The sequence below is a fragment of the Nocardia sp. NPDC058244 genome (assembly GCF_042882065.1).
Classification (GTDB): Bacteria; Actinomycetota; Actinomycetes; order Mycobacteriales; family Mycobacteriaceae; genus Nocardia.
Genome location: NZ_JBHVWX010000014.1, coordinates 1 through 11,473 on the forward strand (window position 1 = coordinate 1; position 11,473 = coordinate 11,473).

Sequence of the window (11,473 nt, forward strand, 5' to 3'; positions counted from 1 at the left end):
CCGCCGTTCTCTCTTTACCCGTGGGGGGTGGCCCCCTCCTCCACCGCGCCGGTGTTCTCTTGCCCCCGGGGGGGGGGCCCCCCCCCCCCCCCCCCCCCGCGCCGGGCGAACACACCGCAACACCTCCGGTCTTGGTGGACAGCGCACCCAAGGCGTAACATTCCACTTAGGAATGTCGTTCGAAGGGAGTTGACCGTTGACCGATACCGCGACTCGACGCCGCCCGCTGAACTCCACCGCGGCCTCACTACTGGGGTTCCTGCACGAGGGCCCGATGTCGGGCTGGGACCTCGCGACCCAGGCCCAGCAACGGATCGGCGACTTCTGGACGATCACCCAGAGCCAGGTGTATCGCGAGCTGACCGCCATGGACGCCGCGGGCCTGGTGACCAAGGGCGAACGGGGCGCCAGGGAGCGCACGCCCTACCGGATCACCGACACCGGCCGCGAGGCCTTCGCCGAGTGGATCGCCCGCGACCCCGGCGCCGAGACGATCCGGGTGCCGCTGCTGCTCACCCTCTCCTTCGGCGAACACCTCGACCCGGCGCATCGCGACCGGATCATCGCCGCCAACAAGAACATCCACCAGGACCGGCTCGACCGCTACCTCGACGAGGACCCGACCGCGCTCGCGCCCCATCAGCGCGCCACCCTCGAATTCGGCATCGCCTACGAACGGGCGGTACTGCACTGGTTCGACCAGCTGCCCCGCATCTTCACGGGGCCGCGACCGCAGTGAGCGGCTCAGCGCACCCGGGGTGAGGCCGCGTCGTGCAGCCAGTCCACCGCGGCGCCGACCTCGTCGACGGTCACCGCGCCGACCGGCAGCGGCGGCCGATCGATCATCACCACCGGCAGGCCCGCGGTGCGGGCCGCGAAGATCTTCGCCTCGGTCTGCGCACCGCCGCTGTTCTTGGTCACCAGCACGTCGATCCGGTGCCGCGACATCAGCACCAGCTCGTCGTCGAAGGTGAACGGTCCTCGCGCCAGCAGCAGTTCGTAGCGCGGGGGCAGCGGCGCGGCGGGCGCGTCGATCGAGCGGATCACGAACCGGTGCCGCCCGCAGCCCGCGAACGCGCCGACCCCCTGCCTGCCGATGGTGAGCAGCACCCGCTCACCGTGGGCGGCCAGGGCGGCGGCCGCCGACGACAGATCGGGCACCCGCGTCCACAGGTCACCGCGGCGCTGCACCCACTCGGGTCGCCGCAGGTGCAGCGCGGGGATGCCCAGGTCGTCCGCGGCGGTCGCCGCGTGGGAGGTGACCTGCGCGGCGAAGGGATGAGTCGCGTCCACGACGGCATCGATCGCGTTCTCACGCAGCCAGGTTCGGAGGCCCTCGACACCACCGAACCCGCCTACGCGGACCGGACCGACGGGCAGCCGCGGCTGCGCGACCCGCCCGGCGAGGGAGGACACGATGTCGAGTCCCCGTTCACCGGACGCGATCCGCGCCAGCTCCCGAGCTTCGCCCGTGCCGCCGAGGATCAGGACCCTCAGGGCTGCCCGCTGACATCGGCCCAACCTGCGGCGACCGGCGACGCGCCGACCGCGATGAACTTCGTGTACTTCATGTAACTCCCCATCATGGAAAAATCGAACCGGCGGGATTTACCCGGAACGGCCCCGACCCTACCCTCGAGGCACGCTTCTTACACGTTCGGTTCGTAACTTTCATGGCATCAGGACCCAGCATGAACGATTTCACCGTGATCTGCGCGTGATTTGTCCGTGATCGAAGAATCGCGCTAACCAGCGGGTTTTGTGACGATCCACTGGGCGACCGGGAGGTGCGGCCGCCACGCGGTGAACCCGCCGAGCGGTTCACCCCGGTAGATCTGGAATTTTCGCAGCTCGCCGCCGTGGGTGGCGGTCCAGTCCAGTAGCTGCGCTTCCGATTCCGCGGTGACCGCGTTGGCGACCAGGCGACCGCCCGGGCGCAGCCGCTGCCAGCACTGGTCGAACACACCGTCCTGGGTGAGCCCGCCGCCGAGAAATATCGCATCCGGCGCCGCCAATTCGCTCTCGGCAAACTCCGAGCGCACCTCGCCCCTGACCGTTATTCCCGGAACGCCCAGCGCGGCGGCATTGACGGCGATCTGCTCGCGGCGCGCGGGCAGCCGTTCGAAGGTGACCGCACGGCACAGCGGATGGGTGCGGCACCATTCGATCGCGATGCTGCCGGACCCGCCGCCGACATCCCACAGCGTCTCGCCGGGCGCCGGGGCCAGCGCGGTGACCGTCAGGGCCCGGACCTCGGCTTTGGTGAGCTGGCCGTCGCCGGTGAAGGCGGTGTCGGCCAAGCCGGGCAACCGGGTGTCGCGGCGGCCGCCCACCTCGGCGACACAGTCGATCGCGACGACGTTGAGCGGGTCGCCGTGCGGGTGGGCCCAGCGCGCCGCGGTGCCGGTACTCGTGCGTTCGGCGGGCCCGCCGAGCTGTTCGAGCACGGTGAGCGTGGACGCGCCGAACCCGTTGTCGCGCAACAATCGCGCCAGCAGGTGCGGCGTCGACTCGTCCTCGCTGAGCACCAGCAGCCTGCGGCCGTCGGCCAGTTCGGGCAGCACGGTGGGCAACGGGCGGGCAACCACGCTCACCACCGGGACCTCGGCCAGCGGCCAGCCCAGCCGCGCGCACGCCAGCGACACCGAGGACGGCTGCGGGAACACCCGCAGCGCCCGCGCGCCGAAGCGACGGGCCAGGGTGACGCCGATGCCGTAGAACATGGGGTCGCCGCTGGCCAGCACCCCGATACGCCGACCGGCGTAGCGCGCGAACAACTCCGGCAGCGCGGGCAGCAGCGGGCTCGGCCACGGCACCGATTCGGCGTCGCTGTCCGGGAGCAGCGCCAGCTGGCGCGGCGACCCGAAGACGACCTCGCACGCGCCGATCGCGGCGCGGGCCGGCTCGCCGAGCCCGGACCAGCCGTCGGCGCCGATCCCGAGGACGACGATCGGATGCCCCGACCAGGCCGCGTCGGTCACCGCGGCATCCGGCGCCACACGAACTGCGGCAGCAGCCGCATCACGAAGAACATCACCGCGATCCTGCCGGGCACCGCGACGTAGGTCCTGCCGCGGCCGAGGGCCCGCACGACGGCGTCGGCGACCTGGCCGGGCGTGCTGGACATCGGCGCGGGATCCATGCCGGTGGTCATCCGGCCGATCACGAACCCGGACCGGACCAGCAGCAGCTGGACACCGGTGTCGTGCAGGGCGTCCCCGAGCCCCTTCGCGAAGCCGTCGAGCCCCGCCTTCGCCGAACCGTAGACGTAGTTGGCCCGGCGCACCCGCACCCCGGCGATCGAGCTGAACACGACGATCTGCCCGGAGTCCTGGGCCCGCAGCAGGGTCGCCAGCGTCGTCAGGACACTGACCTGGGCGACGTAGTCGGTGTGCACGACCGCGACCGCGTGAGCCGGATCGTGTTCGGCGCGCGCCTGATCGCCGAGGACGCCGAAGGCCACCACCGCGGTGCCGATGCCGCCGTGCTCGGCGGCGATCTTCTCCAGCAGGGGCGCGTGCGTGGCGGTGTCGTCGGCGTCGAATTCCACGGTGTGCACGGCGGTCGCGCCCGCGGCGCGCACCTGCTCGATCTCGGCGTCCAGCGCGCCGGACCGGCGGGCGGCCAGGATCACCACGCGACCGGGCGCCAGCCTGCGCGCCACCTCGACCCCGATCTCACTGCGTCCGCCCAGGACCAGCACCGGTCCGTCGTTCTGCTGCTCTGCCATGGGATCAGTCTGTCATCCGGCGCCGGACGGGGAATTCGGGTGTCGAGGCCGAAACCCGCGCGATCGGCGACCCGCGGTCCGGGCTACCGTTTCCCGCATGCCGACCGCCACCACACCGCTGTCCCCCGCCGCCCTCGACTTCGTCACCGAGCGGCATCTGGCCACCCTGACGACCCTGCGCGCCGACGGCACACCGCACGTGGTCGCGGTGGGGTTCACCTGGGACGCCGAGAGCGGGATCGCCCGGGTCATCACCGACGGCGCTTCGGTGAAGGCGCGCAACGCGGCGCGCGGCGGGTACGCGGCGGTGAGTCAGGTCGAGGGGCCGCGCTGGCTCACCCTCGAAGGGCCGGCCACCGTGCTCACCGAGGCCGACGACGTGGCCGAGGCCGTGCGCCGCTACACCGCCCGCTACCGGGTGCCGCGGGAGAACCCGACGCGGGTCGTCGTCGCGATCCGGGTGCGCCGGGTGCTCTCGTCGAGCACGCTGAAGTAGGTCCGTCTACAGGACCGTCAGACCGTGCGGCCGGTTGTTCATCGACTCGGCGCCGTCGGCGGTGACGACCACGATGTCCTCGATCCGGGCGCCCCACTTCCCGCGGAAGTAGATGCCGGGCTCGATGCTGAACGCCATACCCGGCTCGAGCACCAGATCGTTGCCCGCCACGATGTAGGGCTCCTCGTGCACCGACAGCCCGATGCCGTGGCCGGTGCGGTGCACGAAGGCGTCGCCGAGGCCCGCGTCGGCCAGCACGGTGCGCGCGGCGGCGTCGATGGACTCCGCGGTCACCCCGGGGCGGACCGCGGCCACCGCGGCGGCCTGGGCCGCCTCCAGCAGGGCCATCTGCTCGGCGACCTGTGTGCTCGGCGACCCGAGCACGTAGGTGCGGGTGGAGTCGGAGAAGTAGCCGGGTTCGACGGGGCCGCCGATATCGATGACGACCACGTCGCCGGATTCCACGACCCGGTCGGAGACCCCGTGGTGCGGGTCGGCCCCGTGCGGGCCGCTGCCGACGATGACGAACGCCGCCTCGGTGTGGCCCTCCTCGACGATGGCGGCGGTGATGTCGGCGCCCACCTCGGCCTCGGTCCGCCCGGGCCGCAGGAATTCGCCCATCCTGGCGTGCACCCGGTCGATGGCGGCGCCCGCCCGGCGCAGCGCCTCGATCTCGGCCTCGTCCTTGATCATCCGCGACTGCCGCAGCACCGGGGTCGCCGACGCGGGCAGGCCGGTGGTCGACTCGGCGAGCGGGATCAGGTGCAGGGCGGGCATGGCGTCGGCGACGGCGATGCGCGAGCCGGCGTGCAGGGTCGAGCGCACCAGCTGATACGGGTCGACGCCGTCGACCCAGTCCAGGACCTGCAGGCCGAGTTCGCCCGCCGCCGATCCGTCCAGCGAGGCCAGCTCGAGTTTCGGGATCACCACCGAGGGCGTGGCGCCGTCGGCGGGGATCACCAGGCAGGTGAGCCGCTCGAACGATTCGGCGGCCGATCCGATGAGATATCGCAGATCGGGGCCGGGGGTGATGAGCAGGGCGTCCAGATGCGCCGCGCGCATCAGTTCGACCGCCCGCTCCAGCCGCTGACCGTAGACGTTCGCCGCGAACCTGGCATCCGTGTGCGCGCTCATAGGGTTCGACGTTACCCGCCACGGGCGCACCGGCCCAGGACACGTGATCTCTCCGCGACCGGACGCGCCCGGAGCACGGTGGGCGCGGGACGGGGCTTTCGGGGCACAATCGAGCCCGTGACCGCTGACCAGACCTCCCGTGGACCCCTGCTGATCCTCGACGGCGCCAGCCTGTGGTTCCGCGCCTACTACGCGATCCCCGACAAGCTCAGGGCGGCCGACGGACGCTCGGTCAACGCGCTGCGCGGCTTCACCGACATGGTGGCCTCGCTGATCACCAAGCACCGGCCGAGCAGGCTGGTCGTCGGGCTCGACCTGGATTGGCGGCCGCCGTTCCGGGTCGCGCTGGTGCCGTCCTACAAGGCGCACCGGCTCGACACCAGCAGCGGCGCGGCGCCGGGCGCCGAGGAAGTCCCCGACACGCTGACCCCGCAGGTCGAGATGATCCTCGAGGTGCTCGCCGCCGCCGGAATCGCCACCGGCGGCGCGGAGGGGCTCGAAGCCGACGACGTGCTCGGCACGCTCGCCAGCCGGGAGCGCACGGACCCGGTGGTCGTCGTCAGCGGCGACCGCGATCTGCTCCAGCTGGTCCGCGACGAGCCGGCGCCGCCGGTCCGGGTCCTCTACGCGGGCCGCGGCCTGGCCAAGGCCGAACTGTTCGGGCCCGCCGAGGTGTCGGCGAAATACGGTGTGCCGGAACGGAACGCGGGACCGGCCTACGCCGACATGGCCACCCTGCGCGGGGACGCCTCCGACGGGCTGCCCGGGGTGGCGGGCATCGGCGACAAGTCCGCGGCGCAGCTGATCTCGAAGTTCGGTTCGCTCGACGCGCTGCTCGCGGCGGTCGACGATCCCGGGTCCGACCTGGCCAAGGGCGTCCGCGCGAAACTGGTTGCGGCCCAGGACTATCTGAAGGTCGCCGCGCCGGTCGTGCAGGTGGTGCGCGACGCCGAGGTGATCCTGTCCGGACCGGACCGGCTGCCCGCGACACCGGTCGACCCCGATCGGCTGCTCGCCCTGGCCGCCGCCTACAACGCCGAGAGCCCGATCACCCGGCTCGTCACCGCGCTGACCGCGGCCCACAGCTGATCCGGCCCGGTAGACGATTCCGGGCCGGTAGACGATTCCGGGCCGGTAGACGATTCCGGGCCGCCCGCGTACGCGCGGACGGCCCGGAATCGGGGGTGCGGCAGCCTAGTTCGGGCGGCCGACCTCGTAGGTGCCATCGTCCTTGGTGATCTTGACGGTGACCTTCTTCGCCTCACCGCTGACCTTCAGGTCGCAGGTGAAGGTCGCGTCGACCTTCACCTCCTGACCCGAGGGGCACGACACGTCGGAGACGTCGGCGATGCCGTAGGAGTCCTTCAGCACGCGCGAGACGCCGTCCTGCACGGCGGCGGAGTCGAGTTCGTCGGAGGAGAACACGACCAGGATCAGACCGACGACGGCGGCGAGCACCAGCACGCCCGCCGCGATCAGACCGATCACCAGGCCCTTGCCCTTGCCACCCGACGACGACGGGGGCTGCTGGCCCCACTGCTGCTGACCGGGCTGCTGCGGCTGCTGTCCCCACTGCTGCTGCGGCTGACCCCACTGCTGCTGCGGCTGCTGCGCGTTCCAGTCCTGCGGCGGCGGCTGGGTCTGACCCCATTGCTGCTGCGGGCCGGTCGGCTGCTGCGGCTGCTGTCCCCACTGCGGCTGCTGCGCCGGTTGCTGCGGTTGCTGACCCCACTGCTGCTGCGGCTGCTGCGCGTTCGGGTCACCCCAGTGCTGGGTCGGCTGAGCCTGCTGCGGCTGCTGCCCACCACCCCAGTGCTGGGTCGGCTGAGCCTGCTGCGGCTGCTGACCTCCCCAGTGCTGGGTGGGATCGTTGCTTCCCTCCCCTGGGCCATTCGGTCCGTACGGGCCGCTCATCCACTCGCCTCCACTCGCATCGTTGTACATACGGTAGCCCCCCGCGCCAGGCCAGCCGCTTTCGCACGACTCCGCCATCACGGTCGGTACGCCAGGAAATCAAATCACAGACGTATCCACTACGCGGCGTCCACCGCGACGACACCCCGCCGAACCGCGCGCACCGCCTTGGCCGCGGTGGCCGCGATCTCCGGGTCGTCGGCGGTGTTGTGGATCTGGTCGAGCAGGTCGATGACCTGCCTGCACCAGCGCACGAAATCGCCCGCCGACAGCGGCGTGCCCTGATCGCCACTGGCCAGCAACGCCTCGGCCAATGCGTCGCCGCGGGCCCACTTGTACACGCCGGTGACGAAACCGAGGTCGGGTTCGCGGGTGGGCGGCAGCTTGTGCCGTGACTCGTCGGAGCGCAGCTGGGTCCACACTTCGATGGTCGCGCCGACCGCCCGGCGGATCGGTTCGGTCGGGCCGGACGCGGTGAGGAACCCGCCTTCCTGGCGCGACTCGTAGACCAGCGTGGAGACCACGGCCGCGAGTTCGGCCGCGCCGAGCCCGCGCCACAGCCCCTGGCGCAACACCTCGGCGACCACCAGGTCGCTCTCGGCGTAGATCCGGGCCAGCCGCCTGCCGTCGGCGGTCACCTCGCCGTGCTCGACGAACCCGCGTTCCTCGAGCAGGCCGACGATCCGGTCGAAGGTGCGCGCGAGCGAATTCGTCGTCGCGGCAACCTTCTGGCGCATCGACTCGGTCTCGCGCGCGAGCCGGGCGTAGCGCTCACCGGTGCGGCTGAGCTGTTCGCGATCGGGCCTGTTGTGCGCCGGGTGCGACCGCAGGCTGCGGCGCAGCGTCGAGAGCTCGCGATCCTCGCCGCCGCGGGTGTGGTCGTTGCGCCTGCGCCTGCCCGGCGCGGAGATCCCGGTGCTGCGCAGGGCCGAGGCCAGATCGCGGCGGATGCGCGCGGTGCGGTGATCGACCCGTCGTGGCAACCGCATGTGCCCGAGCGCCTCGGCGGGCACCGGGAAGTCCGCCGCCGAGACCCGGCCGGCCCAGTGGTCCTCGGTGAGCACAAGCGGACGCGGGTCACCGGGGGTCTGATCGGGTTCCAGGATCACCGCGAGCCCGGCGCGCCTGCCCGACGGAATCGCCACCACGTCACCGCGGCGCAATTCGATCAGGGCCTTGACAGCGGCACCGCGGCGATCGGCGCGGCCCTGCTGCTGGATCTCGCGCTCGCGCTGCTTGATCCGCTCGCGCAGCGACATGTACTCCATGAACCCGCCGTCGACGCCGCCGAGCTGGCTCTCCAGCTTGCGCATCGCGCCCTGGTTGCGTTCGATGCCGCGCACCAGCCCGACGACCGACCGGTCCGCCTGGAACTGGGCGAAGGAGCGCTCGAGCAGCGCCCGCGCCTCCTGCGCGCCCATCCGGTCGATCAGGTTGATCGACATGTTGTAGCCGGGCCGGAACGAACTGCGCAGCGGATAGGTGCGGGTGGAGGCCAGGCCGGCGACCGCGCTGGTGTCGACCTCGGGCTGCCACAGCACCACCGCGTGGCCCTCGACATCGATGCCGCGCCTGCCCGCGCGCCCGGTGAGCTGGGTGTACTCCCCCGGCGTCAGCTCGGCGTGCGATTCGCCGTTGAACTTCACCAGGCGCTCGAGCACGACCGTGCGGGCGGGCATGTTGATGCCCAGTGCCAGGGTCTCGGTCGCGAACACCGCTCGGACCAGGCCCTGGACGAACAGTTCCTCGACGGTGTGCCGGAACGCGGGCAGCATGCCGGCGTGGTGGGCGGCCAGCCCGCGGTGCAGCGCCTCGCGCCACTCCCAGTAGCCGAGCACCTCGAGGTCGCCCTTGGGCAGGTCGCCGGTGTGCTTCTCGATGATCTCGTCGATCCGCGCGACGTCGTCGGGCCTGCTCAGGTCGAGCCGGGCGCGCAGGCACTGGGCCAGCGCGCCGTCGCAGCCCGCCCGGCTGAAGATGAACGTGATCGCGGGCAGCAGGCCTTCCTCGTCGAGGCGGGCCAGCACCTCAGGGCGCGGCAGCGGCCGGAAATTGCCGCGACCACCGCGGCCCCGCGGGCCGCCGTAGCCCTGCATCCGGTCGGCGGCCTCACGCTGGCGGATGAACCGCACGAGGTCTTCGTCGACGAGCACCTTCTGGTCGCTGGACTTGGTGTCGAACAGGTCGAACATCCGCCGCCCGACCATCACGTGCTGCCACAGCGGCACCGGCCTGGTCTCGTCGACCACCACGGCGGTGTCGCCGCGCACGGTCTCCATCCAGGCGCCGAACTCCTCGGCGTTGGACACCGTCGCCGACAGGCTCACCAGCCGCACGTCCGGCGAGAGGTGCAGGATGACTTCCTCCCACACCGCGCCGCGGAACCGGTCGGCCAGGTAGTGCACCTCGTCCATCACGACATAGGACAGTCCGCGCAGCGAGTCCGAGGACGCGTAGAGCATGTTGCGCAGCACCTCGGTGGTCATCACGACCACCGGTGCGTCGGGGTTGATCGACTGGTCGCCGGTGAGCAGGCCGACGCTGTCGCGGCCGTAGCGCGCGGTCAGGTCGGCGAACTTCTGGTTCGACAGCGCCTTGATCGGCGTGGTGTAGAAGCATTTGCCGCCCGAGGCCAGCGCCATGTGGACCGCGAACTCACCGACGATCGTCTTGCCCGCGCCGGTCGGGGCGCAGACGAGCACGCTGTGCCCGTCCTCCAGCGCCGCGCAGGCGGTCCGCTGGAAAGGGTCGAGATCGAAAGGGATTTCGCTGGCGAACTGCGCCAACTCGTTGGCCCGCGCGGGAGAATCGGTCACCCGTCAGAGCGTATCGGAGTAGTCCGACACCGGGCGGGTGGTTTTCTCCGGGTCGGCGACCGGGTCGGCGGGCCGCACCGGGTCCGGCGTGTCCAGCGGGGAGGCCTCCTCGTCGGAGAGCGAACCCCAGCCCTCGTTGGCCGCGCGGCGGGCCCGGCGGGCGTCGTTGAACCGGGCGAACTGCACCGCCAGTTCGAACAGCACCGTCAGCGCGCAGGCCAGCGCCAGCATCGAGAACGGGTCCTGCGGAGTCACGACCGCGGCGAAGACGAACAGGCCGAAGATGATGCCGCGCCGCCACGCCTTGAGCTTCACGTAGGGCAGCACGCCGACCAGGTTCAGCCCGATGATGACCAGCGGCGTCTCGAAGCTGACGCCGAAGATGATCAGCAACTGGATGATGAACCCGAAGTACTGGGTACCGCTGAGCGCGGTGATCTGGACGTTGTCACCGATGGTCAACAGGAACGACAACGCGTGTGAGACGACGACGTAGGCCAGCACGGCGCCGGTCACGAACAGCACGGTGCCCGACACCACGAACCCCACCGCGTACCGGCGTTCCTTGGCGTAGAGGCCGGGGGTGATGAACGCCCACAGCTGGTAGAGCCAGAACGGCGCCGCGAGCACGACACCGGCGGTGAAGCCGACCTTCAGGCGCAGCATGAACTGTTCGAAGGGCGCGGTCGCCAGCAGCCGGCAGGAGCCGTCGGCGCTCAGGCTCGCCCGCGCCGACTCCGGCAGCGAACAGTACGGTCCGCGCAGGATCTCGCCCAGGCTCTCGATACCGAAGAACGGGTGCGCGTACCAGAAGAAGCCGACGAGCGTGGTGACCGCGATCGCGGCCAGCGCCAGCAACAGCCGGGTGCGCAGTTCCTGCAGGTGCTCGACCAACGACATGGTGCCGTCGGGATTCGTCCTGCGCTTGCTGCGCCGTGGATCGAACGGAATGCGCATGGTGGGTGGTGGCCTCTAACCCTCGGTCCGGCGGATGCTCGACAACAGCACTCAGCCCCGGAGCGACTGACGCGCTCCGGGGGTGAACACCGAGGTCAGGCCGACTTCTGGCCCTGCTGCGGTTCGACGATCGGGGTCTGCGCCTGCGGGGCCGACGCGGGCAGCTGCTGCTGCGGCGCCGGGGCAGCCTGCGGTGTAGTGGCCTGCGTGGCCGACTCCGACTGCATCTGCCCGACCTCGCTCTTGAAGATCCGCAGCGACCGGCCGAGACCGCGCGCCGCGTCCGGCAGCCGCTTCGCGCCGAAGAGCAGGACGAACAGCAACGCGATGATCAGCAGGTGCGTCCAGCTGAACGTGCCCATTATCAGATACCTCCAAAGACTGTGGTGATTACCGATGCTACCTGCACTCGGAGCGTCATGACCG

11 protein-coding genes are annotated in these 11,473 nt (G+C 71.2%); 3 read left to right on the forward strand and 8 right to left on the reverse strand.

The features are described from left to right. The first annotated feature begins 196 nt into the window (after nt 1-196). Nucleotides 197-739 (forward strand): PadR family transcriptional regulator, encoded by a 543-nt coding sequence (locus ACFVW6_RS32425; RefSeq protein ID WP_355275465.1) that lies wholly within the window; start codon nt 197-199, stop codon nt 737-739. Between the two features lie 5 nt (nt 740-744). Here ACFVW6_RS32425 and ACFVW6_RS32430 read toward each other — a convergent pair whose 3' ends face one another. From ACFVW6_RS32430 to ACFVW6_RS32440, 3 genes are all read right to left on the reverse strand, one after another. Next, nucleotides 745-1,497, reverse strand: coding sequence for a cobalt-precorrin-6A reductase (locus ACFVW6_RS32430; protein ID WP_355275995.1), 753 nt, complete (start codon nt 1,495-1,497; stop codon nt 745-747). Nucleotides 1,498-1,745: 248 nt separating this feature from the next. After that, nucleotides 1,746-2,999 (reverse strand): precorrin-6y C5,15-methyltransferase (decarboxylating) subunit CbiE, encoded by a 1,254-nt coding sequence (gene cbiE, locus ACFVW6_RS32435; protein ID WP_378830494.1) that lies wholly within the window; start codon nt 2,997-2,999, stop codon nt 1,746-1,748. Continuing rightward, complete coding sequence (locus ACFVW6_RS32440) at nt 2,978-3,730, reverse strand: SDR family NAD(P)-dependent oxidoreductase (protein WP_378830491.1); 753 nt, start codon at nt 3,728-3,730, stop codon at nt 2,978-2,980. The genes cbiE and ACFVW6_RS32440 overlap by 22 nt, the downstream gene beginning before the upstream one ends. Nucleotides 3,731-3,827: 97 nt before the next feature. Between ACFVW6_RS32440 and ACFVW6_RS32445 the strand changes: the two genes are divergently transcribed. Continuing rightward, a complete protein-coding gene (locus ACFVW6_RS32445) occupies nt 3,828-4,226 on the forward strand; it encodes a TIGR03618 family F420-dependent PPOX class oxidoreductase (RefSeq protein ID WP_378830489.1) in 399 nt (132 codons plus the stop codon). Nucleotides 4,227-4,232: 6 nt separating this feature from the next. On the opposite strand, the gene ACFVW6_RS32450 is transcribed toward ACFVW6_RS32445, so the two are convergent. Continuing rightward, a complete protein-coding gene (locus ACFVW6_RS32450; protein ID WP_378830487.1) occupies nt 4,233-5,360 on the reverse strand; it encodes a M24 family metallopeptidase in 1,128 nt (375 codons plus the stop codon). Nucleotides 5,361-5,477: 117 nt separating this feature from the next. Between ACFVW6_RS32450 and ACFVW6_RS32455 the strand changes: the two genes are divergently transcribed. Continuing rightward, entirely contained in the window at nt 5,478-6,449 is a 972-nt protein-coding gene (locus tag ACFVW6_RS32455; protein ID WP_378830485.1) for a 5'-3' exonuclease H3TH domain-containing protein, read from the forward strand. Between the two features lie 105 nt (nt 6,450-6,554). Here the strand turns inward: ACFVW6_RS32455 and ACFVW6_RS32460 are convergent, their stop codons facing one another. From ACFVW6_RS32460 to tatA, 4 genes are all read right to left on the reverse strand, one after another. Next, on the reverse strand, nt 6,555-7,274 hold the full coding sequence (locus ACFVW6_RS32460; protein WP_355275473.1) for a DUF4333 domain-containing protein: 720 nt from the start codon (nt 7,272-7,274) through the stop codon (nt 6,555-6,557). A gap of 119 nt (nt 7,275-7,393) precedes the next feature. Next, nucleotides 7,394-10,090, reverse strand: a complete 2,697-nt coding sequence (locus ACFVW6_RS32465; RefSeq protein WP_378830481.1) for a DEAD/DEAH box helicase — start codon at nt 10,088-10,090, stop codon at nt 7,394-7,396. Between the two features lie 3 nt (nt 10,091-10,093). After that, nucleotides 10,094-11,047 carry a twin-arginine translocase subunit TatC gene (tatC, locus tag ACFVW6_RS32470; protein ID WP_378830479.1) on the reverse strand — a complete coding sequence of 318 codons (954 nt, stop codon included), beginning with the start codon at nt 11,045-11,047 and terminating at the stop codon, nt 10,094-10,096. Nucleotides 11,048-11,142: 95 nt separating this feature from the next. After that, nucleotides 11,143-11,409 (reverse strand): Sec-independent protein translocase subunit TatA, encoded by a 267-nt coding sequence (gene tatA / locus ACFVW6_RS32475; protein ID WP_355275478.1) that lies wholly within the window; start codon nt 11,407-11,409, stop codon nt 11,143-11,145. Nucleotides 11,410-11,473 lie beyond the last annotated feature (64 nt).

What these genes read in the sequence shown, in the direction of transcription:
- ACFVW6_RS32440 (WP_378830491.1), bottom strand. Translation starts at nt 3,730, where the DNA reads ATGGCAGAGCAGCAGAACGACGGACCGGTGCTGGTCCTGGGCGGACGC.
- ACFVW6_RS32445 (WP_378830489.1), top strand. Translation starts at nt 3,828, where the DNA reads ATGCCGACCGCCACCACACCGCTGTCCCCCGCCGCCCTCGACTTCGTC.
- ACFVW6_RS32450 (WP_378830487.1), bottom strand. Translation starts at nt 5,360, where the DNA reads ATGAGCGCGCACACGGATGCCAGGTTCGCGGCGAACGTCTACGGTCAG.
- ACFVW6_RS32460 (WP_355275473.1), bottom strand. Translation starts at nt 7,274, where the DNA reads ATGAGCGGCCCGTACGGACCGAATGGCCCAGGGGAGGGAAGCAACGAT.
- tatC (WP_378830479.1), bottom strand. Translation starts at nt 11,047, where the DNA reads ATGCGCATTCCGTTCGATCCACGGCGCAGCAAGCGCAGGACGAATCCC.
- tatA (WP_355275478.1), bottom strand. Translation starts at nt 11,409, where the DNA reads ATGGGCACGTTCAGCTGGACGCACCTGCTGATCATCGCGTTGCTGTTC.